Below are 24739 nucleotides of genomic sequence, written 5' to 3'. Positions count from 1 at the left end.
GTGTTCAGAGCGCCAGCCGGAAGCACTGCCCTTCCCGCTCCCCGTCCGGCGTCGTGAAGGTCCGGTCATGGTCCATTCCCAGCCGTTTCACGACCGCTATCGAGCGCTCGTTGCGGCTGTCCACCATCGCCACCACCTCCGGCACCCCGGCGGCCCGCACCCGCTCCAGGGTGATGCGGGCAGCGGCCGTCGCATAGCCCCTGCCCCACGCGGCCCGGGCCAGCCGCCAGCCGATCTCGATCTCCCCGACCGGCCCGAAGTCAGGAGAGGGCCAGGGCTGGGCGCCGGTGAAGCCCAGCACCTCCCCGTCGTCGTCCAGCAGCGTCCACAGGCAGAAGCCCCGTTCGGCGTCGTGTCTGCGCTGCCGGGCCGTCAGCTCCTCGTACACGGACAGCTCCGCGGACCGGCCGCCGTGGAACTCCATGACCTGCGGATCATCGAAGATCCGGTGCCAGGCATGGGCGTCCTCGTCGGTGGGCACACGCAGCCGTACGGCGGGGAGGGGCCTGCTCATAGGGGGGAGCCCTTCAGTCAGTTGATCGGTACGCCCCCTAGACTGCACATGTCCTGTGCCGTTCGGCACGCAGAATTGAGTCTTCGGGAGAACCCGCCGTGACCGAGCCCCTCTCCGAACACACCGCGGATGTGATTGTCGTCGGGGCAGGCCCGGCCGGCTCCACGGCCGCGTACTACCTCGCGAAAGCGGGACTCGACGTACTGCTGCTGGAGAAGACCGCCTTCCCGCGCGAGAAGGTCTGCGGCGACGGGCTGACCCCGCGCGCCACCAAGCAGCTCGTGGCCATGGGCATCGATGTCTCCGAAGAGGCCGGCTGGCTGCGGAACAAGGGGCTGCGGATCATCGGCGGCGGGGTGCGGCTCCAGCTCGACTGGCCCGAGCTGGCCTCGTACCCGGACTACGGTCTCGTCCGCAAGCGCGACGACTTCGACGAGCAGCTCGCCCGGCAGGCGCAGAAGGGCGGCGCGCGGCTGTACGAGCGCTGCAATGTCGGCGCGCCCATCATCGACGACCGCACCGGCAGGATCGTCGGAGTGGAGGCCAAGCTCGGCGAGGAGAAGACCCCGGTCACCTTCCGCGCCCCGCTGGTCGTGGCCGCCGACGGCAACTCCTCGCGCATCTCGCTGGCGATGGGGCTGCACCGGCGCGACGACCGTCCGATGGGCGTCGCGGTGCGGACGTACTTCACCTCCCCCCGCCACGAGGACGACTACCTGGAGTCCTGGCTGGAGCTGTGGGACCGCCGGGGCTCCGAGGACAAGCTGCTGCCCGGGTACGGCTGGGTCTTCGGCATGGGCGACGGCACCTCCAACGTCGGCCTCGGCGTGCTCAACACCACCGGTGCCTTCAAGGAGCTGGACTGGCGCGAGGTCCTGAAGGCCTGGTGCGCCTCCATGCCCGAGGAGTGGGGCTACCAGGAGGAGAACATGACCGGCCCGATCCGGGGCGCGGCGCTGCCGATGGCCTTCAACCGGCAGCCGCACTACTCGCGCGGGCTGTTGCTGATCGGTGACGCGGGCGGGCTGGTGAACCCGTTCAACGGCGAGGGCATCGCCTATGCCATGGAGTCGGCGCAGATCGCCGCCGATGTGATCGTCCAGGCCCACGCCCGCGCGACCCCGGCCCACCGCGAGCTGGCGCTGCACCGCTACCCGAAGGTCCTCAAGGACACCTACGGCGGGTACTACACGCTGGGCCGCGCGTTCGTGAAGCTGATCGGCAACCCGAAGATCATGAAGCTGGCGACGGAGCGGGGTCTGACCCATCCGCTGCTGATGCGCTTCACCCTGAAGATGCTGGCGAACCTGACCGACCCGACCGGCGGGGACGCGATGGACCGCATCATCAACGGCCTCTCGAAGGTGGCCCCGAAGGCCTGACGCACACGGTTCGGCAGGCGGCGCCCCCGGCGCCCCGAGGCCCGGCGGCCCGTCCGCCGGGCCTTTCGCCGTCCGCTCCCGTGCCGTCTCGCCGCCCGTGTCGCCGTGAGCGGGCGCGCGCCCCCGCAAGGTGCCCGCCGCACCCCGCCCGTCCCCGTGGTGACGCACCGGGGGGCGCCCGGAGGGGCGCTCGGGGAAGAGAGTGAGCCGAACCCGTGCTGATTCGGGAAATCCCGCTGTGTAGCGCCCCGCCGGGGTGGAAACTGGTTGTGTGCGGGGGGATACGGACAGACACGGGGGTGGCGGAGCCGGCTCCCGCTGATCGGAGGGGGACATCCCGTTGGACGAGGCTGAGGACCGGCGGCTGCGCGCCATCGCCCCGGACATCTCCCACATCTCGGTGAGCCTGCTGCGCCGGGTGGTGGGTGTCTACCCGGAGGAGCGCATCCCGGAGGAGGCGCTGCGCACGGCCGACGAGGTCCTGGAGACCTATGGCACGGACGGCCTGCGGGTGCTGGTGATGAGTCTGACCGGGTGGGCCGCGGTCGAGATCGAGAAGGACGCGCATATGAGCGGGCGGACCCATGAAGCCCTTCTGGACGACATGGACCTCACCCGTCTGGAGGCGAATCCGGACGGCTGAGCCCCGCCCCCGCGGACCCGGCGCCTGATCCGTCCCTCCGTCCTCCTCGGATCTCGCCCCCGCTCCTTCCACGAGCCGCCCGCCGGCCGGCCGCGAACTGTCCCCGAGCAGAGCCCGAGCCGATCGCGAACCGACTCGGAGCCGCCCGCCGGCCGGCCGCGAACCGCCCGTGCCACCCCGCGTTTTGCTCACCGTGACCTGCTTCCGGGACGATGACCCGCATGGCCTCCATGAAGCAGTTCGACCCCGCGTCCGGGACCCGTGATTTCCTCGCGGCCGAGTTCGACAGGCGTGAGCGCGCCTTCGCGACCATCCGTGCCGTCTTCTCCCGGTACGGCTTCCAGCCGCTCCAGACCCCCGCGTTCGAGCGCCTGGACGTGCTGACCGGGAAGTACGGCGACGAGGGCGACAAGCTGATCTTCAAGATCCTCCGGCGCGGCGAGCACGAGGCCACCGGGGAGGCCGATCTCGCACTCCGCTACGACCTCACGGTCCCGCTGGCGCGCGCGGTGGCGGCCTACGGCAGCCAGCTCCCGACGCCGTACAAGCGCTACACCATCGACCCCGTCTGGCGGGCGGACCGGCCGGGCAAGGGGCGGTTCCGGGAGTTCGTCCAGTGCGATCTGGACATCGTGGGCTCGTCGTCGCCGCTCTCGGACGCGGAGACCGTGCTGACCCTGCACGACGCCCTGGTGGCGCTCGGCGTCCCGGAGTTCCGGTTCCTGGTCAACTCCCGGCAGGTGCTGTTCGGACTCCTGGAGGCGTACGAGGTCCCCCAGGAGCGCGGCTCCGGGGCGCTGATCACCCTCGACAAGCTGGACAAGCTCACCCCGGAGGCGGTCGTGACCGAGCTGGTCTCCGGCCGGGGGCTCGATCCGGAGGTGGCCCAGGGCCTGGTGGACGATCTCACCGCGCCCGATGCCGTCGAACGCGTCCGGGACCGGCTGAAGGCCGGGGAGACCGGCCAGGCGGGGCTGGCCGAGGTCGACCGGCTGCTCGACCTCACCAAGGACTCGATCCCCGCCGAGCGGATCGGCTTCACCCCCAACCTGGTGCGCGGCCTGGACTACTACACCGGCATCATCTTCGAGGTCGTCGCCCCCGGGACCCCCGGCTCCATCGCCTCCGGTGGCCGCTACGACGGTCTGATCGGCCGGCTCGGCGGCAAGGACTCCCCGGCCTGCGGCGGCTCCCTGGGCATCGAGCGCATTCTGCCCCTGCTCCCCGAGCCCGCCGAGGACACCTACGCGCTCACCGATGTCGCGGTCACGGTCATGGGCGAGGAGCAGTCCGCCGCCAGCTTCCGCCTCGCGGCCGAGATCCGCCGGGCGGGCATCCGTACCGGCATCTATCTGGGCGCGAGCGGGAAGTTCGCCAAGCAGATGAAGTGGGCCGCCGACCAGGGCGCCCGGTTCTGTGTCATCCACGGCGCGTCCGAGCGCGCGTCCGGCACGGTCACCCTCCGCGACATGACCACGGGCGAGCAGACCCAGGTCCCGCTGGCGGAGACGGCCGCGGAGCTGACCCGTCTGCTCGCGGCGGCCGACGCGTAATCCGGGCGCGTACCGCACGGACCGCGTCCGCTCCCTCCGGGCGGGCCACAGTGGTGCCATCTGGTGCCACTGAAGGTGCCAGCGGGATCGGAGCCTGGGATGGTGCCGTGCTGGTGCGAGCCCATCCGGAAGCGTTTTCGCAGGTCAGGGTGGTTGTCCGCGCGGCGGCTCGCAGGGGGGTCCCGGACGGACTTGTGCATGGCGCCATAGTGATGCCACTATGGCGCTATGGACCTGACGCCGTATGTCGACAACCTCCGCCGCGAACTCGCGGTGGCCGCCGAAGCCGGCGGCGAGGAAGCCCGCGAGCTGGCCGAGCGGCTCACCGCTCCCCTGGAGTCGGCGACCCGTCTGACGATGCTCAACGTGCTCTCCGCCGCGATGGACGAGATCACCCGCGAACTCGCCCCCGGCTCGGTCGATGTGCGGCTGCGCGGGCTCGACCCCGACTTCGTGGTGACACGGCCGGCGGGCGACGAGGCGTACCAGGGGGGGAGCGTTCCCGCCGAGCCGCTCAGGGCGCCGGCCCCGGCCCCCGCCGACGGTGACGACGGCGGCACCGCCCGCGTCAACCTGCGGCTCCCCGCCCACCTCAAGGCGCGCGCCGAGGAGGCCGCGGGCCGCGAGGGCCTCTCGGTCAACGCCTGGCTGGTACGAGCCGTGTCGGCCGCGGTCGACGGCGGCGGCACCCCGTCCCGCACGGCGGAGACGACCCGCGCCACCCGCACCGTCGGACAGAGCTTCACGGGCTGGGTGCGCTGACCGCGCCCACCCTCATCGCACCTCACCTCACCTCACTTCACTCACACCACGTCCCACCAGCGGGGACGCCACGAAGACCCAAGAGGACGGGACAGCCATGCCTTCTTTCGACACCCCCTCGACGATCTCGGCCACCGCCCATGTGGAAGCCGGGACCATCCGGTTCCTCGCCGCCGACCGGCCCGACACCGTCGTCGAGGTGCGGCCCCGTGACCCGAGGAAGGACGCGGACCAGCGGGCCGCCGAACTGACCGAGGTGCGGTACGCGAACGGCCATCTGACGGTGAGGACGCCCAAGCAGCGCTTCTTCGTGGGGCGCACCGGCATGGTCGATGTGACGGTCGAACTGCCCACGGGCTCCGGGGTGGAGGTGACCGGCGCCTGGGCCCAGGTCAACGGGGAGGGCAGGCTCGGCGAGGTCCGGGTGAAGATCTCGACCGGGGATGTCCGCTTCGACACCACCGGGCCGCTGCGTCTGACCGCGTCCCACGGCAATATCACCGTGGACCGGGTCGAGGGGTCCGCCGAGATCACTTCCAGCTCCGGCAGCCTGCGCGTCCGCACCCTCGACGGCTCGGCCGTGCTGAAGAACTCGCACGGCAACACGACCGTCGGCGATGCCCTGGGGGAGCTGCGCGTGAGCGGCGCCAACGGCGACATCGCCATCGAGCGCGCGCGGGGCTCGGTCACCGCCACCACCGCCCATGGCACTCTGCGCGTCGACGAGATCGTCCGTGGCACCGTCCAGTTGGAGACCTCGTACGGTGCCATCGAGATCGGCATCCGCAAGGGGACGGCCGCCTGGCTCGATGTCGGGTCGGTCGCCGGGCAGGTGCACAACGCGCTCACCGAGTCCGGGAGCCCGGAGGGGTCCGAGGACACGGTCGAGGTCAGGGCCCGTACCCGCTACGGCAACATCGACATCCGCCGTTCCCACCCCCACACCTGACCCGCCCGGACCCGCAGCCCCTGACCCGCCCGGACCCGCAGCCCCTGACCCGCCCGGACCCGCAGCCCCTGGCCCGCCCGGGCCTGAAGCCCCCGGGCCCCGACCCCGGCCCGCCCGCGCCGGACGGACGCGCCCGAGCCACCCGGGCTCGACGCGCCCGAGCCCGAGCCACCCCAGGCCCGACCGTGACCCCGGTTCGCCGCGCCTGAGCCGCCCGGCCCCGCGCCCGACCCCTGGCCTGGCCACCCGGGCCCGCAGCCCCTGGCCCCGCCCGCCCGGGCCCGAGCCGCCCGGACCCGCCCGCCCAGGCCCGAGCCACCCGGGCCACCCGGGCCACCCGAGCCACCCGGGCCACCCGGGCCCGACGCGCCCGACCCGCCCGCCCCCCCGTACCGAACAGCACCCCACCCCGTCACCACGCCTCCGAATGGGAGGGCCCCATGCCTTCTTCTGTCATGCCCGCGCCAAAGACCGCGTACGACCGGCGGCCGCCCGCCGCCGTCTCCACCGCCGATCTGCGCAAGTCCTACGGCGACAAGACCGTCCTCGACGGCATCGACCTGCGGATTCCGGCCGGCACGGTGTTCGCGCTGCTCGGGCCGAACGGCGCCGGCAAGACCACCACCGTGCAGATCCTCTCCACGCTCATCTCGGCGGACGGCGGACAGGCCCAGGTCGCGGGGCACGACGTCGCCGCGGCGCCGGACCGGGTGCGCGCCGCGATCGGCGTCACCGGACAGTTCGCCGCGCTCGACAACCTCCTCACCGCCGAGGAGAACCTGCTCCTCATGGCCGATCTGCTGCGGCTCGGCAAGCGCGAGGGGCGGAGACGGGCCGAGGAGCTGCTGGAGCGGTTCGACATCGCGGATGTCGCGCGGAAGCGCGCCGCGCTCTTCTCCGGTGGGATGCGGCGCCGGCTCGACCTCGCCATGACCCTGGTCGGCAACCCGGAGGTGATCTTCCTGGACGAGCCGACGACCGGTCTCGACCCGCGCAGCCGCCGCACCATGTGGGAGACCGTCCGTTCCCTGGTCGCCGGCGGGGTCACCGTCTTCCTCACCACGCAGTACCTGGAGGAGGCCGACCAGTTGGCCGACCGGATCGCCGTGCTCGACGGCGGGCGGATCGTCGCCGAGGGCACGGCCGACGAGCTGAAGGCACAGATCCCCGGCAGCCATGTGCGGCTGCGGTTCACGGACGCCGGAGAGTACGAACGCGCCTCCGCCGCCTTCCCCGGCGCGGCCCGCGACGACGAGGAACTCGCCCTGCGGGTGGCGGGCGACGCCGGTCTCGACGCGCTGCGTGCCCTGCTGGACCGGCTCGACGCCGCCGGTATCCGCGCCGCCGGCTTCTCCGTGCACACCCCCGACCTCGACGACGTGTTCCTCGCCCTCACCGGCGACGGCAGCACCAACACCGCGCTCCACGTGAAGGAGAACCAGCGATGAGCTTCCTCGGCCACGCCGTGCACGACTCCAGGACGATGCTCCGGCGGAATCTCCGGCACGCGATCCGTTATCCGGCCGTGGGGCTCGGCAGCGCGATGACACCGATCCTGATGCTGCTGCTGTTCGTGTACGCCTTCGGTGACTCGATCGGCGCCGGAATGGGCGGGGGCCGGGACGCCTATCTCAACTATCTGACGCCCGGAATCATCATCATGGGAGTGGCCGCGGGTTCGATGTCGACCTCGATCGCCATCTGCATGGATATGACCGAGGGCATCATCAACCGCTTCCGCACCATGAACATCACGCGCTCCTCGTTCATGACGGGGCATGTCATCGGCAGCGTCATCCAGACGATGCTCTGCGCGGTGCTGGTCGTCGGTGTCGCACTCGCCGTCGGGTTCCGCTCCGGGGCGACGGCGCTGGAGTGGCTGGCCGCGGCCGGTCTCCTGATGGCGATCGCCTTCTCGGTGACCTGGCTATCCGCGGCGCTCGGCCTGGTCTCCAAGACGGTCGAGTCGGCGAGCAACAAGCCGCTGCTCATCCAGTTCCTGCCGTTCCTGGGATCGGCGTTCGTACCGGCCGAGTCGATGTCACCGGGCCTGCGCTGGTTCGCCGAGCACCAGCCCTTCACCCCGATGACGGAGACCCTGCGCGGTCTGCTCTCCGGCTCGGCGATCGGCGACAGCGGGTGGATCTCCCTCGCGTGGTGCGTGGGGATCGGGCTGGTGGGCTATGTCTGGTCGCGCTCCCTCTTCAACAGCGGCACCACCCGCTGAGCCGGGGGTACGCACCCGGGCGGGGTGCCCGCTCACCGGCACGGGGAGCGGGCACCCCGCCCGCGCATGCCCATGAAGAGTGCCCCCCGCCGGCAGGCGTGAGTACGGGCAGGGGGCAGCCCTCTGGTGCGTCTCCCCAACAGCCGCAGCGGAACGGGGAGATGGCCGTGGCGAGCGCCCCCGCCACCGCGCACCAGCGACCGTAGCGCTGGCTACCATCCCGTATCAATAGTTTTCCGTCTCTAGAGTGAGACGGAATATGCCAACTTGGTCTACGGAATCGAACGGCCCCCCATTCGTGGTCGAATGAGGGGCCGTTCGATGCTGCCGTTCGATGATCAGATCAAATCATCGAACTCCCCCTCTTTGGCGCCGCCCAGGAAAGCGCGCAGCTTGGCCGGGGTCGTATGAATGATCACATCCGGATTGTCGCTCTCACGCATCAGGATCTCACCTCCGTGCACAGCGAGTTCCAGGCAGTTGTTGCCCGCGCCGTCCGTCGACTTTGAGGACTTGCGCCACTGAATGTCCACTGTTCTCACGCCTTCATGCTTGTCGTGCTATCTCATGAATGAAGTCCCGCGACCGCTTCGGATCGAGTGAGCGCTCCTCGGTCTGATCCAGAACGGCTCGGTAGTTCGCGAGCCGGGTCTCCGCGTCCAGGAACGCGGGGCCGGTCGCGGTGTCCATCTGCACGGTGTCGAGCTGCGGCACCGACCCGTACACATAGAGTGTCGAACTTCCGGCGTTCGGGAAACCGCCCACGGAGAAGGGGATCACCCGGACGGTGACGTTGTCCCGCTCCGACTCCTGGAGGAGGTAGTCCAGCTGGCTCCGGGCGATCTCGGGGCCGCCGTACTCCATCCGGAGCGCGGCCTCGTGGATCAGGAAGGTGCACTTCGGAGGCTGGTCCCGGTCGAGCACATCGCGGCGTTGCAGTCGGTGTGACAGCTGGCGCCGCAGGAAGCTGGAATCGGGCGGGGGTACGGCGAGGGCGACCACTGCGCGGGCGTACTCCTCGGTCTGGAGCAGACCGGGCATGTGCATTATCTGGACGGTCCGGAAGCCCGACGCGTGGTGCTCCAGCTCGGCCAGATCCAGCGCACCGCTGGGGAGATGGTCGCGATAGTGCTCCCACCACCCGCTTATCCGCTCCTCAGCCATCCCCGCGAGCGCCTCGGCGTAGGCCGCGTCCGGGCAGGAGTAGTGCCCCGCCCAGGCGCGCACCCGGCCCGCGCTCACCCCGAAACGCCCTGATTCGGTGTTGCTGATGGTGGTGCGGTCGGTGCCGAGCAGCCCGGCGGCCTCCGCCAGATTGAGGCCGGCGTGCTCTCGCAGCTTGCGTAGCTCGGCACCCAGCCGGCGCTGTCTGGCCGTGGGCGCCTTCCTTGGTGGCATCTGCTCCCCTCCTGTTGGGCCTCAGTCTGGTCCGCGTGTCCCACCTCGGTCCACTGAGCACCATGGTTTCTATCGTTGAGTACAAATGTTGAGACTTCGCTGCTACCGTCTCATGAACACCGCGCGGTACGCCGGGACTTGGCCCCGGCGCGACCGGCAGGCGCATGCCCAGGCGCGGGCTTCTCCGAGCAGGGAGACGTGAATGCACACCTCCACAGCCTCAACCCCATCAACGACACCCGCCCCGTTCAGTGGCGCGCGGCTGCGCATAGAGGCCCCCAGCGACCCCACCGTCGCCAGGAAGGCGCGTGACTGGCTCACCGCGCCCCTGCGCACAGCGCACCCGCAGCTCGCGGATGACGTGCTGCTCTGTCTCTCCGAGGTGGTCACCAACGCGCACCGGCACACCACCGCCGCCACGATCCGCGTCGACGCGCACATCACCGACGCGCATGTGGTGGTCCGGGTCCGGGACAACCGGGCCGGTGCGCTGCCTCGGCCGGCCGGGAGCCGTTCGGACGAGGAGCGGGGGCGGGGGCTGACGCTGCTCGACGCGTTCGCCGACTCCTGGGGGGTGACCCCGCTCGACGGGCGGCGGTCCAGCGGGAAGTCCGTGTGGTTCAGGCTCACGGCCCGGCGGCGGGACCCGGGGTGAGCGGACGCCGAAGGGGCCGGCGGGAGAGCGTCTCCCGCCGGCCCCTTCGGCCGTGCCCGTGGTACGGAGGAACAGCCGCGCTCAGAGGACGCGCACCGCTCCCGTCGCCGGGTAACCCGACAGATCCTGGATGACGACGCCCTTCTCCGGGTTGGCCGCGTCCAGGTACTGGCCATTGCCGATGTAGACACCGGTGTGGTAAGCGCTGCCCGCCGCGCCCCAGTAGAGGATGTCCCCGACCTGGAGGTTGGAGGTGCCGACCTGGGTGCCCGCGGTCGACTGGTCCTGGGAGACGCGGGGCAGGTCGATGTTGACCTGACGGAACGCGGCCTGGACCAGGCTGGAGCAGTCCCACGAGTTGGGGCCGGTGGCACCCATCACATAGGCGTCGCCGACCTGGGCCTTCAGGAAGGCGATGACCGTGCCGACGGAGCCGGACGCGTTCGAGGAGTTCGACGGGGAGGTCGAGGCGGGGGCGCTCGACGACGAACTCCCGGCGGAGGAGGAGGTGCTGGGGGAGGAGTCGGCGGCCGCGGCGAGGGTGGTGCGCTCGGCGGTGCGGGACGCGCGCTCCTCCGCCTCCTTGGCGGCGGCCTCGCGCTCGCGCTTCTCGCGCTCCTCGGCGGCCTTGCGCTCCGCCTCGGCCTGGCGCAGAGCCTCCGCCTTGGCCTTCTTGGCGGTCTTCTCGGCCTTCTCTGCCGCGGCGGCCTCCTGGGCCCGCAGCTCCTGGTCGAACGCGACCTGCTGCTGGGCCTGGGCGGACTGGGCGACGGCCTGGGAGAGACCGGCGGGGGTGAACGCCGGCATCTCGATGGTCTCGGTCACCGGGTCGGCGTTGGCCGGTCCGGCGGCTCCGGCCACGGCGATGGTGCTGAGCACGCCACCGGCAACTCCGGCGCGGAGGGCCATCGCGGAGGAGCTCCGGCGACGGGGCTTCCGGTGGCTGGGTATGTGAGCGGTGTGGGACATAGGGACAACCGCTATCAGCCATACCCGGTTGCCGACAAGAAACGTGTGTTGCGCCACAGTTGTGACCGGAACCCATCAATCCTCTTGGCGCGAACCCTTATTGACGCCCTAAGGGATAATTCGGACAGTCGTGATCATGGTCGTGATCATGCGTTTCTGGGAAAAGGTCCGAATTGCCTCACGCCTACCACCGCTTCAGGCCATTGGCCAAGCCCGCCTTTATGGGGGTCACAGGGGAGTGGTGCAGGTCACAGTGGGGTCACGGGCGGGCGTGACGGGCAGTGTCCGGGGCGCTACCGGCCGCTCGGGCCGCCACCCCGCCGTGCCCGGCCCGCCGTGCCCGCGGTGGCGGTCGCGGTGTGTGGTGACGCGAACCGGAAGGGTGACGGAGTGGGCCCCCGGAGTTCGTGAACGGATGCGCGTATCCCCCCGGCGGGGGTGATCCGGCGCTCGCCGCCACCGGTCCCGTCTCTTCTGCGCGACTCTGCCCGCGAGGCTCCGGGTTAGGCAAGGCAACGCTTACTATCATCCACTCCCGCTTGCCGCCAATTTGCGTTCGCGGGCATCTGCTTGATAGTGCGAGACGCCCACGACCAGCGGAAACGCCAAAAGTTGTCACGTCTGGTAATCAACTGCGCGCTTCACGTATGAAGATCACCTCTCATCCGACTTCATGATCCTTCGTCAGGTGGTGGAGATCACAAAAGCGGTTGTCGACCCCGTGTCGCAGATCACAGACCGGCAGGCATAGGATGCGGGGCAGTCGGGCTTGTGAACTGCCTCACATGAACACGATCTTCGAGGCGGCGCGTCTATCGCCCGGTGCGGTCCACACGGTCAAGGACGACTGGAAGGAGCGAGGAGGGTGAATGCCTACGCGCCCATCCTGGTACTCGGAGCCCTCGGGGCAGGGTTTGCGATCTTCTCCGTGGTCATGGCCACGCTGATCGGCCCCAAACGGTACAACCGGGCAAAGCTGGAGGCGTACGAGTGCGGCATCGAGCCCACTCCGACGCCTGCCGGGGGCGGCCGTTTTCCCATCAAGTACTACCTGACGGCGATGCTCTTCATCGTCTTCGACATCGAGATCGTCTTCCTCTACCCCTGGGCGGTCAGCTTTGACGCCCTCGGGCTTTTCGGGCTCGTGGAGATGCTGCTCTTCGTGCTCACCGTCTTCGTCGCCTACGCGTATGTCTGGCGGCGCGGCGGGCTGGAATGGGACTGAGGGGCTGAGAGGCACCAATGGGACTCGAAGAGAAGCTGCCGAGCGGATTTCTGCTCACCACGGTCGAGCAGGCCGCGGGCTGGGTGCGCAAGTCATCCGTCTTCCCGGCCACGTTCGGGCTGGCGTGCTGCGCCATCGAGATGATGACGACCGGCGCCGGCCGCTACGACCTGGCCCGGTTCGGGATGGAGGTCTTCCGCGGCTCACCGCGCCAGGCCGATCTGATGATCGTGGCGGGCCGGGTGAGCCAGAAGATGGCCCCCGTGCTCCGCCAGGTCTACGACCAGATGCCCAGCCCCAAGTGGGTCATCTCCATGGGCGTCTGCGCCTCGTCGGGCGGCATGTTCAACAACTACGCGATTGTGCAGGGCGTTGATCACATCGTCCCCGTCGACATCTATCTGCCCGGCTGTCCGCCGCGCCCCGAGATGCTGATGGACGCGATCCTCAAGCTCCACCAGAAGATCCAGTCCTCCAAGCTCGGCGTCAACGCGGCGGAAGCGGCCCGGGAGGCGGAGGAAGCGGCGCTCAAGGCCCTTCCGACGATCGAGATGAAGGGGCTGCTCCGGTGAGCGAGACGGCCAAGGGCCGGCCGGACGACCGGCCGAACCCCGAGAAGGAGCTCAGCGAGCAGAACCTTCCCGGGCAGCGCGGCGACCACGGCGAGGAGATCCGCGTCCAGCGCGGGATGTTCGGCGCCAACAACGGCGGCGACACCTCCGGCTACGGCGGCCTCGTCCGCTCGGTGCGGCTGCCGGGCCCGGCGAACCGCCCCTACGGCGGGTACTTCGACGAGGTCGCCGACGAGCTGGAGGGCGCCCTGGAGGAGCAGGGCCTCGTCCCCGAGAACGCCATCGATAAGACCGTGGTCGACCGGGGCGAGCTGACCTTCCACATCGAGCGCGACCATCTGCTCCAGGTCGCCCGCACCCTGCGCGACGACCCCGCCCTGCGCTTCGAGCTCTGCACCGGGGTGAGCGGGGTCCACTACCCCGAGGACAAGGGCCGCGAGCTGCACGCCGTCTACCATCTGCGCTCGCTCACCCACGGCCGGCTGATCCGCGTCGAGGTCTCCGCCCCGGACAGTGACCCGCACATCCCGTCGCTGGTCGCGGTCTACCCGACCAACGACTGGCACGAGCGCGAGACCTACGACTTCTTCGGGCTCGTCTTCGACGGCCACCCCGCCCTCACCCGGATCATGATGCCCGACGACTGGCAGGGCTTCCCGCAGCGCAAGGACTATCCGCTCGGCGGAATCGCCGTCGAGTACAAGGGCGCCCAGATTCCGGCTCCGGACCAGCGGAGGTCGTACAGCTGATGTCCACATCCCACGCAACCGCCCGGGAGACCACCGAGGGCCCCGTCTACACCGTCACCGGTGGCGACTGGGACGAGGTGGTCCAGAGCGCGGCCAAGGCCGACGACGAGCGCATCGTCGTCAACATGGGTCCCCAGCACCCCTCCACCCACGGGGTGCTCCGGCTGATCCTGGAGATCGACGGCGAGACCGTCACCGAGGCCCGCTGCGGCATCGGCTATCTCCACACCGGCATCGAGAAGAACCTCGAATACCGGAACTGGACGCAGGGCACCACCTTCGTCACGCGCATGGACTATCTGACGCCCTTCTACAACGAGGCCGCGTACTGCCTCGGCGTCGAACGGCTGCTCGGCATCGAGGACCAGATCCCCGACCGGGCGACCGTGATCCGGGTGCTGCTGATGGAGCTGAACCGGATCTCCTCCCATCTGGTGTGCATCGCCACCGGCGGGATGGAACTGGGCGCCACCACGATCATGATCTACGGCTTCCGGGACCGTGAACTCGTCCTCGACCTCTTCGAGCTGATCACCGGTCTGCGGATGAACCACGCCTTCATCCGCCCGGGCGGCCTCGCCCAGGACCTGCCCCCCGGGACCGTGGACCTGCTCCACGAGTTCGTGCGGACGATGAAGAAGAACCTGCCGGAGTACGACAAGCTCGCCACCGGCAACCCCATCTTCAAGGCCCGGATGCAGGACGTCGGCCATCTCGACCTCACCGGCTGCATGGCCCTCGGCGCCACCGGACCCGTACTGCGCTCGGCCGGGCTCGCCCACGACCTGCGCAAGACCGATCCGTACTGCGGGTACGAGACCTACGACTTCGACATCCCGACCGCCGACACCTGTGACTCCTACGGCCGCTTCCTCATCCGCCTGGAGGAGATGCGCCAGTCGCTGCGCATCATCGAGCAGTGCGTCGACCGCCTGGAGCCCGGGCCGGTCATGGTCGCCGACAAGAAGATCGCCTGGCCCGCGCAGCTCGCGCTCGGACCGGACGGACTCGGCAACTCCCTGGACCACATCAAGAAGATCATGGGCACCTCCATGGAGGCCCTGATCCACCACTTCAAGCTGGTCACCGAGGGCTTCCGGGTCCCCGCCGGACAGGTCTACGCGGCGGTCGAGTCGCCCAAGGGCGAACTCGGCGCGCACATCGTCTCCGACGGCGGCACCCGCCCCTTCCGGGTCCACTTCCGGGACCCGTCCTTCACCAATCTCCAGGCCATGGCGGCGATGTGCGAGGGCGGCCAGGTGGCCGACGTCATCGTCGCCGTCGCGTCCATCGACCCCGTGATGGGAGGCGTCGACCGATGACGGCCCAGTCGTCCAACCAGGAAGTGCAGCTGGGGATGCCCCGGCTGCCCGCCCCCGACTTCCCGGCCGAGGCGCGCGAGCGGCTGGAGCGCGACGCCAAGGAGATCGTCTCCCGCTACCCGGACTCCCGGTCGGCGCTGCTGCCGATGCTGCACCTGGTCCAGTCGGAGGAGGGGCATGTCTCCCGTACCGGCATGCAGTTCTGCGCCGAGCAGCTCGAACTGACCACCGCCGAGGTCACCGCGGTCGCCACCTTCTACTCCATGTACCGGCGCAAGCCGTCCGGTGACTACCAGGTCGGGGTCTGCACCAACACGCTCTGCGCGGTCATGGGCGGTGACGCCATCTTCGAGGAGCTCCAGGAGCATCTCGGGGTCGGCAACAACGAGACCACCGAGGACGGCAAGGTCACGCTGGAGCACATCGAGTGCAACGCGGCCTGCGACTTCGCCCCCGTGGTGATGGTGAACTGGGAGTTCTTCGACAACCAGACCCCCGGCTCGGCCCGCAGGCTCGTCGACGACCTGCGCGCCGGACGGCCGGTGGAGCCGACCCGGGGCGCGCCCCTGTGCACCTACAAGGAGACCGCGCGGATTCTCGCCGGCTTCCCGGACGAGCGCCCCGGAGCGGTCGCCGCGACCGGCGGCGCCGGACCCGCCTCCCTGATCGGGCTCCGTCTGGCCAAGGGCGAGACCGTCCCCGCCCGGGTGGTCTCCCCCCGGTCCGAGGCACCCGAGGACGCCCCGCAGCCCGGCTCCGGGCACCTCAGTTCCCATGACGCACCGCAGCAGACAGCGGACTCCGACCCACGGCACCCGTCGGGGCCGGTCACCGAGGAGGGGGAGTGATGGCCGTGTCCACCGAATACGGAGGCACCGCCGGTTCCGGGGCCGGCGGCGAGACCAGCCCCGAGAAGCTCCTCGCACCCGTCCTGTCGGCCTTCTGGGACGAGGCGGAGTCCTGGACGCTGAAGACCTACCAGCGGCACGAGGGCTACCAGGGGCTGCGCAAGGCGCTCGCCATGTCCCCGGACGACCTGATCGCCTATGTCAAGGACTCGGGTCTGCGCGGACGCGGCGGCGCGGGCTTCCCCACCGGGATGAAGTGGCAGTTCATCCCGCAGGGAGACGGCAAGCCTCACTATCTTGTTGTCAACGCCGACGAGTCGGAGCCCGGGACCTGCAAGGACATCCCGCTCCTCTTCGCCAACCCGCATTCCCTCATCGAGGGGATGATCATCGCCTGTTACGCGATCCGCTCCAGCCATGCCTTCATCTATCTGCGCGGTGAGGTCGTCCCCGTGCTGCGGCGCCTCCACGAAGCCGTGCGGGAGGCGTACGAGGCGGGCTACCTCGGCAAGGACGCCCTCGGCAGCGGACTCGACCTCGACATCACGGTGCACGCGGGCGCCGGCGCGTACATCTGCGGTGAGGAGACCGCGCTGCTGGACTCGCTCGAAGGACGGCGCGGCCAGCCCCGGCTGCGACCCCCCTTCCCCGCGGTCGCCGGTCTGTACGCGTGCCCCACTGTGGTGAACAACGTCGAGTCCATCGCGTCGGTTCCCGCGATCCTCAACCGGGGCAAGGACTGGTTCAAGTCCATGGGCAGCGAGAAGTCCCCCGGCTTCACGCTCTACTCCCTCAGCGGCCATGTCGCGGGCCCCGGCCAGTACGAGGCCCCGCTCGGCATCACCCTGCGCCAGCTCCTCGACATGGGCGGCGGGATGCGCCCCGGCCACCGGCTCAAGTTCTGGACCCCCGGCGGCTCGTCGACCCCGATGTTCACCGACGAGCACCTCGACGTCCCGCTCGACTACGAGGGCGTCGGAGCGGCCGGCTCCATGCTCGGCACCAAGGCCCTCCAGTGCTTCGACGAGACGACCTGCGTGGTCCGGGCCGTCACCCGCTGGACCGAGTTCTACGCCCATGAGTCCTGCGGCAAGTGCACCCCCTGCCGCGAGGGCACCTACTGGCTGGTCCAGCTGCTCCGCGACATCGAGGCCGGCCACGGCGTCATGTCCGACCTCGACAAGCTCAACGACATCGCCGACAACATCAACGGCAAGTCGTTCTGCGCCCTCGGCGACGGTGCCGCGGCACCGATCTTCTCCTCGCTGAAGTACTTCCGCGAGGAGTACGAGCAGCACATCACCGGCGCCGGCTGCCCCTTCGACCCGGCCAAGTCCACCGCTTGGGCCGATCACCGCACGGAGGTCAACGCATGACCGTGACCACGAGCGCTCCTTCCGGGGGCGGGGAGGCAGCGGTCCCGCCCGAGGACCTCGTCACCCTGACCATCGACGGCGCCGAGATCAGCGTCCCCAAGGGGACCCTCGTCATCCGCGCCGCCGAACTCCTCGGCATCGAGATCCCCCGGTTCTGCGACCACCCCCTCCTCGATCCGGCCGGCGCCTGCCGGCAGTGCATCGTGGAGGTGGAGGGCCAGCGCAAGCCGATGGCCTCCTGCACCATCACCTGCACCGACGGCATGGTCGTCAAGTCGCAGCTCTCCTCGCCCGTCGCCGAGAAGGCGCAGAAGGGCGTGATGGAGCTGCTGCTGATCAACCATCCGCTCGACTGCCCCGTCTGCGACAAGGGCGGCGAGTGCCCGCTCCAGAACCAGGCCATGTCGCACGGCGGCGCGGACTCCCGCTTCGAGGGGAGGAAGCGGACCTTCGAGAAGCCGGTGCCGATCTCCACCCAGGTGCTGCTCGACCGCGAGCGGTGCGTCCTGTGCGCCCGCTGCACCCGGTTCTCCAACCAGGTCGCCGGCGACCCGATGATCGAGCTCCTGGAACGGGGCGCCCTCCAGCAGGTCGGTACCGGCGAGGGCGACCCCTTCCAGTCGTACTTCTCCGGCAACACCATCCAGATCTGCCCGGTCGGCGCGCTCACCTCGGCCGCGTACCGCTTCCGCTCCCGCCCCTTCGACCTGGTCTCCACGCCCAGTGTCTGCGAGCACTGCGCCGGCGGCTGCGCGACCCGCACCGACCACCGGCGCGGGAAGGTCATGCGGCGGCTCGCCGCCGACGACCCCGAGGTCAACGAGGAGTGGATCTGCGACAAGGGGCGCTTCGGGTTCCGCTACGCCCAGCAGCGGGACCGGCTCACCACCCCCCTGGTCCGCACGGCGGACGGGGTGCTGGAGCCGGCGAGCTGGCCCGAGGCGCTGGCCGCCGCCGCGGCCGGGCTCGGCGCGGCGCGCGGCCGGGCCGGAGTCCTCGCGGGCGGCCGGCTCACCGTCGAGGACTCCTACGCGTACGCCAAGTTCGCCCGGGTCGCCCTCGGCACCAACGACATCGACTTCCGGGCCCGCGCCCACTCCCCCGAGGAGGCCGACTTCCTGGCCGCCCGGGTCGCGGGGACGGGCCGGGACCTCTCCGGCGGCGGGGTCACCCACCGCGAACTGGAGCAGGCGCCCGCCGTGCTCCTCGTCGGCATCGAGGCCGAGGAGGAGGCCCCCGGGGTCTTCCTCCGCCTCCGCAAGGCCCACCGCAAGCACGGACAGCGGACTTTCGCCCTGGCCACCCACGCCACCCGGGGCCTGGCCAAGGCGGGCGGCACGCTGCTGCCGGCCGCGCCCGGCACCGAGACGGAGTGGCTGGACGCGCTCAGCGGCACCGTCGGACTCGACGGCGACGGATCGGCCGCCGCCGAGGCGCTCCGCGCCGACGGCTCGGTGATCATCGTCGGTGAACGGCTCGCGGCCGTGCCCGGTGGGCTCACCGCCGTCGTGCGGACCGCGACCGCGACCGGCGCCCGCCTGGTGTGGATTCCGCGCCGGGCCGGTGAGCGCGGTGCCGTCGAGGCGGGCGCGCTCCCCTCGCTGCTGCCCGGCGCCCGCCCCGCCACCGACCCGAGGGCGCGCGAGGAGACCGCCGAGGTGTGGCGCGTACGGGAACTCCCGCAGCGCTACGGCCGGGACACCGCGCAGATCGTGGAGGCCGCGGCCGCCGGTGAGCTGGGCGCCCTGCTCGTCGCGGGTGTCGAGGTCGCCGATCTGCCGGACCCGGCACGCGCCCGCGAGGCGCTGGACGCGGTCGGATTCCTGGTCTCCCTGGAGCTGCGGCCCAGCGAGGTCACCGACCGGGCGGATGTCGTCTTCCCGGTCGCCGCCGTCGCCGAGAAGCCCGGCACCTTCCTCAACTGGGAGGGCAGGGCGAGGATGTTCGAGGCCGCGCTCAAACCCGAGCAGATGACCCGCCGGCTCGCACCGGCCGACTCCCGTGTCCTGCACATGCTCGCGGACGAGATGGACATCCCCTTCGGGCTGCCCGATCTGCTCTCCGTGCGCAGGGAGCTGGACCGCCTCGGCACCTGGACCGGCCCCCGGGCCGGGGAGCCCATGGAGTCCGGCCGTCCGCTGCCCCGCGCCGGCGAGGGCGAGGCGGTGCTCGCCGGGCACCGGCTCCTGCTCGACCAGGGGCTGCTCCAGCGGGGCGACACGGCCCTGGCGGGCACCCGCCACGCGGCCGTCGCCCGGCTCTCGCCCGCCACGGCCGCCGAGACCGGCGTCGAGGACGGCGGCGAACTGACCGTCACCGGCCCCGCCGGCGCGGTGCGGCTGCCGCTCCAGATCACCGAGATGCCCGACCGGGTCGTCTGGCTCCCGCTGAACTCGCGGGGCGGCGGCGTCACCGCGGACACCGGGGCCCGCCCCGGGCAGCTGGTCCGCATCGGCCCGGCCGACGCGCCGTCCGCCGCCCAAGCGCCGGAGGTGCGCGCATGATCGCCGCGGCCCAGCTCACCGAGGTCCAGCTCCTCGCGGCCGAGGACCTCTCGATGTTCGGGCGCGACCCCTGGTGGCTCGTCCTGATCAAGGCCGTGTTCTGCTTCGCCTTCCTCATGCTGACCGTGCTCTTCTCCATCGTGTGGGAGCGCAAGGTCGTCGCCTGGATGCAGCTGCGCATCGGCCCCAACCGGCACGGCCCCTGGGGCCTCCTCCAGTCCCTCGCGGACGGCATCAAGCTGATGCTCAAGGAGGATGTGATCGTCAAGCGCGCCGACAAGGTCGTCTACATCCTCGCGCCGATCATCGCCGCGATCCCGGCCTTCATGGCGATCGCGGTGATCCCCTTCGGACCGGCCGGCAACGAGGTCTCGATCTTCGGCCAGCGCACCACGATGCAGCTCACCGACCTCCCGATCGCGATGCTCTACGTCCTCGCGGTCGCGTCGGTCGGCATCTACGGGATCGTGCTGGCGGGCTGGTCCTCGGGATCGACCTACCCGCTGCTCGGCGGGCTCCGCTCCTGCGCGCAGATGATCTCCTACGAGATCGCGATGGGCGCCGCCTTCGCCTCCGTCTTCCTCTACTCCGGGTCGATGTCGACCTCGGCGATCGTGGAGGCCCAGGCCGACCGCTGGTACATCATCCTGCTGCCGGTCTCCTTCATCATCTACATCGTCACCATGGTCGGCGAGACCAACCGGGCGCCGTTCGACATGCCGGAGTCCGAGGGCGACCTGGTCGGCGGCTTCAACACCGAGTACAGCTCGATCAAGTTCGCGATGTTCATGCTGGCCGAGTACGTCAACATGGTCACCGTCTCCGCCGTCTCGGTCACCCTCTTCCTCGGCGGCTGGCGCGCCCCCTACCCGATCTCCACCTTCTGGGAGGGCGCGAACCACGGCTGGTGGCCGATGCTCTGGTTCGTCATCAAGGTCCAGCTGCTGCTGTTCTTCTTCATCTGGCTCCGCGGCACGCTCCCGCGCGTCCGCTACGACCAGCTGATGAAGCTCGGCTGGAAGGTCCTCATCCCGGTCTCGGTGGTCTGGCTGATGCTGGTCGCGACCGTGCGGGCGCTGCGGAACGAGAACTACGACTTCCAGACGATCCTGCTCTATGTCGCCGGCGCGGTCATCACCGTGCTGCTGCTGTCCTTCATCGCCGACATGTTCCGCGGGAAGCGGTCCCCCGACGCGGGGGAGGGGGCGGAGGCGGAACCACCCGCCGCCTTCGACCCGATGGCCGGCGGATTCCCCGTACCGCCGCTGCCCGGGCAGACCCTGCCGCCCGTGCCGCGCAGGCGTCCGCGCCGTGAGCGCGAGCTGATTGTCAGTGGTGGACCCGACACTGTGAGTGATGGTCCTCGTGACGGAAAGGAGGCTGACGGTGTCTGAGGAATCGGACAGCACATTCCAGAACCCGGTCGCCGGCTTCGGCGTGACCTTCAAGGCCATGTTCAAGAAGCGGCTGACCGAGCAGTACCCGGAGCAGCAGAAGGTCACAGCGCCGCGCTTCCACGGCCGGCACCAGCTCAACCGTCATCCCGACGGCCTGGAGAAGTGCGTGGGGTGCGAGCTGTGCGCCTGGGCCTGTCCCGCGGACGCCATCTATGTGGAGGGCGCGGACAACACCGAGGAGGAGAGGTACTCCCCGGGCGAGCGGTACGGCCGCGTCTATCAGATCAACTACGCGCGCTGCATCCTCTGCGGCCTCTGCATCGAGGCGTGCCCCACCCGGGCGCTCACGATGACCAATGAGTTCGAGCTGGCCGACAGCTCCCGCGAGAACCTCATCTACACCAAGGAACAGCTCCTCGCCGGTCTCGACGACAACATGGTCGACTCGCCGCACGCCATCTACCCCGGCATGGACGAACAGGACTACTACCGGGGCCTGGTGACCGAGGCCGCCCCCGGCACCGTCCAGCAGACCGCCGTCTCCAAGGAGGAGAAGGACGAGGAGGTGGGCGCATGAGCGGGCTGAGCGGTCTCGGCGCCCTGGCGGCCACCACCACATCGACCGGTGAGGCCGTCCAGTTCTGGGTCCTCGGCACCGTCGCGGTGATCGGCGCTCTCTGTACGATCCTGATGCGGCGGGCCGTCCACAGCGCCCTCTGCCTCGCGGGCACGATGATCATCCTGGCGGTCTTCTACCTCGCCAACGGCGCCTACTTCCTGGGCATCGTCCAGATCGTCGTCTACACCGGCGCGGTCATGATGCTCTTCCTCTTCGTGGTGATGCTCGTCGGTGTCACCGCCGCCGACTCCCTCAAGGAGACGCTCAAGGGGCAGCGCTGGCTCGCGGTGGCCTGCGGGCTCGGCTTCGGCGTGCTGCTGGTCGCCGGCATCGGCCAGGCCTCCCTCTCCACCTTCACCGGTCTGGGCGCCGCCAACAGCGCCCACGGCGGCAATGTCGAGGGGCTCGCCGCCCTGATCTTCACCAAGTACGTCTTCGCGTTCGAGATCACCGGCGCGCTGCTGATCACGGCGGCCGTCGGCGCGATGGTGCTCACCCACCGGGAGCGCACCGAGCGCGCGAAGACCCAGCGCGAGCTGGCCGAGGAGCGGGTGCGCGCGGGCAAGCAGCTGCCGCCGCTCCCCGCCCCCGGCGTCTACGCCCGGCACAACGCCGTGGACATCGCCGGACTGCTCCCCGACGGCACCCCCTCCGAGCTGACCGTCATCGGCACCCTGCGGGAGCGCGGCCAGATCCGCGATGTCTCCGCCCAGGCGCTGAACGACATCAAGGCCCTGGAGCAGCGCTCGGAGGAGCGGCTGGGCCGCTCGGGACCGATCGGCGAGGGCCCCGACGGCCCCGCCGGCACCGATGACGACACCGACGGCGGCCTCGGACGCGACCGGGACGAAGAGGAGGCCTCGCGGTGAGTCCGGTCAACTACCTCTACCTGGCGGCGCTGCTGTTCACCATCGGCGCCTCCGGAGTCCTGATCCGGCGGAACGCGATCGTCGTGTTCATGTGCATCGAGCTGATGCTCAACGCCTGCAACCTCGCGCTCGTCGCCTTCTCCCGGATGCACGGAAACCTCGACGGCCAGATCGTCGCGTTCTTCACCATGGTCGTCGCCGCCGCCGAGGTCGTGGTGGGGCTCGCGATCATCGTGGCCCTGTTCCGTTCCCGCCACTCGGCCTCGGTCGACGACGCCAGCCTGATGAAGCTGTGAGGGGCTGAATCGTGGAGAACCTGATTGCGCTGCTCATCGCCGCGCCCCTGCTCGGAGCGGTGGTGCTGCTGTGCGGGGGGCGGCGGCTCGACCGCACCGGACACTGGCTCGGCACGGCGTTCGCCGCCGCGTCCTTCCTCATCGGCGCGGTGCTGTTCGCGGACATGCTGGGCCGGAGCGCGGACGACCGCGCCCTGCACCAGCGGCTGTTCAGCTGGATTCCGGTCGAGGGCTTCCAGGCGGATGTCGCCTTCCAGCTCGACCAGCTGTCGATGACCTTCGTGCTGCTGATCACCGGTGTGGGCACCCTGATCCACATCTACTCCATCGGCTACATGGAGCACGACGAGCGGCGCCGCCGCTTCTTCGGCTATCTGAACCTCTTCCTCGCGGCGATGCTGCTGCTCGTCCTCGCGGACAACTATCTGCTGCTGTACTTCGGCTGGGAGGGTGTGGGGCTCGCCTCCTACCTGCTCATCGGGTTCTGGCAGCACAAGCCCAGCGCGGCGACGGCGGCGAAGAAGGCCTTCCTGGTCAACCGGGTCGGTGACATCGGCCTCTCCATCGCGATCATGCTGATGTTCACCACCTTCGGCACCTTCGCCTTCGGCCCGGTCCTCGGGTCCGTCGACGGCGCCGGCGAGGGCACCCTCACGGCGATCGGTCTGATGCTGCTCCTCGCGGCCTGCGGCAAGTCCGCGCAGGTGCCCCTCCAGTCCTGGCTGGGGGACGCGATGGAGGGCCCGACCCCGGTCTCGGCCCTGATCCACGCGGCCACCATGGTCACCGCCGGTGTCTATCTGATCGTCCGCTCCGGCGCGATTTTCAACGCCGCCCCGGACGCGCAGACGGTGGTCGTGGTCGTCGGCGCGGTGACGCTGCTCTTCGGTGCGATCGTCGGTTGCGCCAAGGACGACATCAAGAAGGCGCTGGCCGGCTCGACGATGTCGCAGATCGGCTACATGATCCTGGCGGCCGGCCTCGGCCCCATCGGCTATGTCTTCGCGATCATGCACCTGGTGACCCACGGCTTCTTCAAGGCCGGGCTGTTCCTGGGCGCCGGTTCGGTGATGCACGGCATGAACGACGAGGTCGACATGAGGAAGTACGGCGGTCTGCGCAAGCACATGCCGGTCACCTTCGTCACCTTCGGTCTCGGCTATCTCGCCATCATCGGTTTCCCCGGGCTCTCCGGCTTCTTCTCCAAGGACATGATCATCGAGTCCGCCTTCGCGAAGGGCGGCACCGAGGGCTGGATTCTCGGCGGTGTCACCCTGCTGGGCGCGGCGATCACCGCGTTCTACATGACCCGGGTGATGCTGATGACCTTCTTCGGCGAGAAGCGCTGGCAGCCCGACGCCGAGGGCCATGAGCCGCATCCGCACGAGTCGCCCCGGTCGATGACCATCCCGATGATCGTGCTGGCCTTCGGCTCGGTCTTCGCCGGCGGTTTCTTCGGCATCGGCGACCGCTTCCTGAACTGGCTGAAGCCCGTCACCGGCTACGACCACGGCCATCCGCCCGTCAGCGCGGCGACGGTCACCACGGCCACCGTCGTGGTGCTGCTGATCGGGGTCGCCGTCGCCTGGGCGATGTACGGGCGCCGGCCGGTGCCGGTCACCGCGCCGAGGGGCTCCCTGCTCACCCGGGCCGCGCGCCGCGACCTCCTCCAGGACGACTTCAACCATGTGGTCCTGGTCCGGGGCGGGGAGCACCTCACCCGCTCCCTGGTCTATGTCGACCACACCCTGGTCGACGGCGTGGTCAACGGCACCGCCGCCTCCATCGGCGGGCTCTCCGGCCGGATGCGCAAACTGCAGAACGGCTACGTCCGCTCGTACGCCGTCTCGATGTTCGGAGGTACGGCGGTGCTGATCGCCGTGACCCTGCTGATGAGGGCGGTGTAACTG

At 70.2% G+C, this 24739-nt stretch carries 24 protein-coding genes; 20 read left to right on the top strand and 4 right to left on the bottom strand.

The window, feature by feature from the left end; all coding sequences use genetic code 11:
• Nucleotides 1–4: 4 nt before the first annotated feature.
• Nucleotides 5–514 (bottom strand): GNAT family N-acetyltransferase, encoded by a 510-nt coding sequence (locus tag ACWCRA_RS29800; protein ID WP_351547308.1) that lies wholly within the window; start codon nucleotides 512–514, stop codon nucleotides 5–7.
• A gap of 98 nt (nucleotides 515–612) precedes the next feature.
• Here ACWCRA_RS29800 and ACWCRA_RS29795 point away from each other — a divergent pair, with 98 nt between their 5' ends.
• The 7 genes from ACWCRA_RS29795 (at nucleotide 613) to ACWCRA_RS29765 (ending at nucleotide 8030) form a co-directional block, all read left to right on the top strand.
• On the top strand, nucleotides 613–1896 hold the full coding sequence (locus tag ACWCRA_RS29795) for a geranylgeranyl reductase family protein (protein ID WP_351547311.1): 1284 nt from the start codon (nucleotides 613–615) through the stop codon (nucleotides 1894–1896).
• 340 nt (nucleotides 1897–2236) lie between these two features.
• The gene (locus ACWCRA_RS29790) at nucleotides 2237–2539 is read left to right on the top strand and encodes a hypothetical protein (RefSeq protein ID WP_351547313.1); all 303 of its coding nucleotides are present in this window, start codon (nucleotides 2237–2239) and stop codon (nucleotides 2537–2539) included.
• Nucleotides 2540–2760: 221 nt separating this feature from the next.
• The gene (hisS, locus tag ACWCRA_RS29785) at nucleotides 2761–4092 is read left to right on the top strand and encodes a histidine--tRNA ligase (protein WP_351547316.1); all 1332 of its coding nucleotides are present in this window, start codon (nucleotides 2761–2763) and stop codon (nucleotides 4090–4092) included.
• A 228-nt stretch (nucleotides 4093–4320) separates the two neighbouring features.
• Nucleotides 4321–4854: a hypothetical protein gene (locus ACWCRA_RS29780; RefSeq protein ID WP_351547318.1), complete on the top strand. Its 534-nt coding sequence runs from the start codon at nucleotides 4321–4323 to the stop codon at nucleotides 4852–4854.
• A 97-nt stretch (nucleotides 4855–4951) separates the two neighbouring features.
• The gene (locus tag ACWCRA_RS29775) at nucleotides 4952–5803 is read left to right on the top strand and encodes a DUF4097 family beta strand repeat-containing protein (protein ID WP_451069071.1); all 852 of its coding nucleotides are present in this window, start codon (nucleotides 4952–4954) and stop codon (nucleotides 5801–5803) included.
• Between the two features lie 440 nt (nucleotides 5804–6243).
• Nucleotides 6244–7251, top strand: coding sequence for an ATP-binding cassette domain-containing protein (locus ACWCRA_RS29770; RefSeq protein ID WP_451069070.1), 1008 nt, complete (start codon nucleotides 6244–6246; stop codon nucleotides 7249–7251).
• Complete coding sequence (locus ACWCRA_RS29765) at nucleotides 7248–8030, top strand: ABC transporter permease (RefSeq protein ID WP_351547324.1); 783 nt, start codon at nucleotides 7248–7250, stop codon at nucleotides 8028–8030. Before ACWCRA_RS29770 ends, ACWCRA_RS29765 begins: the two co-directional genes overlap by 4 nt.
• A 338-nt stretch (nucleotides 8031–8368) precedes the next feature.
• On the opposite strand, the gene ACWCRA_RS29760 is transcribed toward ACWCRA_RS29765, so the two are convergent.
• Together ACWCRA_RS29760 and ACWCRA_RS29755 are read right to left on the bottom strand one after the other, a co-directional pair.
• Entirely contained in the window at nucleotides 8369–8563 is a 195-nt protein-coding gene (locus tag ACWCRA_RS29760) for a DUF397 domain-containing protein (RefSeq protein ID WP_351547416.1), read from the bottom strand.
• A 13-nt stretch (nucleotides 8564–8576) separates the two neighbouring features.
• The gene (locus ACWCRA_RS29755; protein WP_351547326.1) at nucleotides 8577–9428 is read right to left on the bottom strand and encodes a Scr1 family TA system antitoxin-like transcriptional regulator; all 852 of its coding nucleotides are present in this window, start codon (nucleotides 9426–9428) and stop codon (nucleotides 8577–8579) included.
• Nucleotides 9429–9630: 202 nt separating this feature from the next.
• Between ACWCRA_RS29755 and ACWCRA_RS29750 the strand changes: the two genes are divergently transcribed.
• Nucleotides 9631–10083, top strand: a complete 453-nt coding sequence (locus tag ACWCRA_RS29750; RefSeq protein ID WP_351547328.1) for an ATP-binding protein — start codon at nucleotides 9631–9633, stop codon at nucleotides 10081–10083.
• An 81-nt stretch (nucleotides 10084–10164) separates the two neighbouring features.
• Here the strand turns inward: ACWCRA_RS29750 and ACWCRA_RS29745 are convergent, their stop codons facing one another.
• Nucleotides 10165–11052, bottom strand: coding sequence for a C40 family peptidase (locus ACWCRA_RS29745; protein WP_351547329.1), 888 nt, complete (start codon nucleotides 11050–11052; stop codon nucleotides 10165–10167).
• Nucleotides 11053–11917: 865 nt separating this feature from the next.
• Here ACWCRA_RS29745 and ACWCRA_RS29740 point away from each other — a divergent pair.
• The 12 genes from ACWCRA_RS29740 to nuoL are packed head-to-tail and all read left to right on the top strand — an operon-like array spanning nucleotide 11918 to nucleotide 24736.
• Nucleotides 11918–12277: an NADH-quinone oxidoreductase subunit A gene (locus ACWCRA_RS29740; protein WP_003956195.1), complete on the top strand. Its 360-nt coding sequence runs from the start codon at nucleotides 11918–11920 to the stop codon at nucleotides 12275–12277.
• Nucleotides 12278–12294: 17 nt separating this feature from the next.
• A complete protein-coding gene (locus tag ACWCRA_RS29735) occupies nucleotides 12295–12849 on the top strand; it encodes a NuoB/complex I 20 kDa subunit family protein (RefSeq protein ID WP_351547331.1) in 555 nt (184 codons plus the stop codon).
• The gene (locus tag ACWCRA_RS29730; RefSeq protein ID WP_451069069.1) at nucleotides 12846–13598 is read left to right on the top strand and encodes an NADH-quinone oxidoreductase subunit C; all 753 of its coding nucleotides are present in this window, start codon (nucleotides 12846–12848) and stop codon (nucleotides 13596–13598) included. Before ACWCRA_RS29735 ends, ACWCRA_RS29730 begins: the two co-directional genes overlap by 4 nt.
• Nucleotides 13598–14920, top strand: a complete 1323-nt coding sequence (locus ACWCRA_RS29725; protein ID WP_451069068.1) for an NADH-quinone oxidoreductase subunit D — start codon at nucleotides 13598–13600, stop codon at nucleotides 14918–14920. The genes ACWCRA_RS29730 and ACWCRA_RS29725 overlap by 1 nt, the downstream gene beginning before the upstream one ends.
• Nucleotides 14917–15768: an NADH-quinone oxidoreductase subunit NuoE gene (nuoE, locus tag ACWCRA_RS29720; RefSeq protein ID WP_351547336.1), complete on the top strand. Its 852-nt coding sequence runs from the start codon at nucleotides 14917–14919 to the stop codon at nucleotides 15766–15768. Before ACWCRA_RS29725 ends, nuoE begins: the two co-directional genes overlap by 4 nt.
• Nucleotides 15768–17144, top strand: coding sequence for an NADH-quinone oxidoreductase subunit NuoF (gene nuoF, locus ACWCRA_RS29715; protein ID WP_351547338.1), 1377 nt, complete (start codon nucleotides 15768–15770; stop codon nucleotides 17142–17144). The genes nuoE and nuoF overlap by 1 nt, the downstream gene beginning before the upstream one ends.
• A complete protein-coding gene (locus ACWCRA_RS29710; protein WP_451069067.1) occupies nucleotides 17141–19648 on the top strand; it encodes an NADH-quinone oxidoreductase subunit G in 2508 nt (835 codons plus the stop codon). The genes nuoF and ACWCRA_RS29710 overlap by 4 nt, the downstream gene beginning before the upstream one ends.
• Nucleotides 19645–21042, top strand: a complete 1398-nt coding sequence (gene nuoH / locus ACWCRA_RS29705; protein WP_351547344.1) for an NADH-quinone oxidoreductase subunit NuoH — start codon at nucleotides 19645–19647, stop codon at nucleotides 21040–21042. Before ACWCRA_RS29710 ends, nuoH begins: the two co-directional genes overlap by 4 nt.
• Complete coding sequence (gene nuoI / locus ACWCRA_RS29700) at nucleotides 21005–21622, top strand: NADH-quinone oxidoreductase subunit NuoI (RefSeq protein WP_351547347.1); 618 nt, start codon at nucleotides 21005–21007, stop codon at nucleotides 21620–21622. The genes nuoH and nuoI overlap by 38 nt, the downstream gene beginning before the upstream one ends.
• Complete coding sequence (locus tag ACWCRA_RS29695; protein ID WP_351547350.1) at nucleotides 21619–22533, top strand: NADH-quinone oxidoreductase subunit J; 915 nt, start codon at nucleotides 21619–21621, stop codon at nucleotides 22531–22533. The genes nuoI and ACWCRA_RS29695 overlap by 4 nt, the downstream gene beginning before the upstream one ends.
• On the top strand, nucleotides 22530–22829 hold the full coding sequence (gene nuoK, locus ACWCRA_RS29690; RefSeq protein ID WP_351547353.1) for an NADH-quinone oxidoreductase subunit NuoK: 300 nt from the start codon (nucleotides 22530–22532) through the stop codon (nucleotides 22827–22829). Before ACWCRA_RS29695 ends, nuoK begins: the two co-directional genes overlap by 4 nt.
• A gap of 11 nt (nucleotides 22830–22840) precedes the next feature.
• The gene (gene nuoL, locus ACWCRA_RS29685; RefSeq protein ID WP_351547356.1) at nucleotides 22841–24736 is read left to right on the top strand and encodes an NADH-quinone oxidoreductase subunit L; all 1896 of its coding nucleotides are present in this window, start codon (nucleotides 22841–22843) and stop codon (nucleotides 24734–24736) included.
• The last annotated feature ends 3 nt before the right edge of the window (nucleotides 24737–24739 follow it).

The sequence above is a fragment of the Streptomyces sp. NPDC001889 genome, from assembly GCF_053594535.1.
The sequence above is the reverse complement of the archived record's forward strand: the minus strand, read 5'-3'. Positions and strand labels throughout refer to the sequence as shown.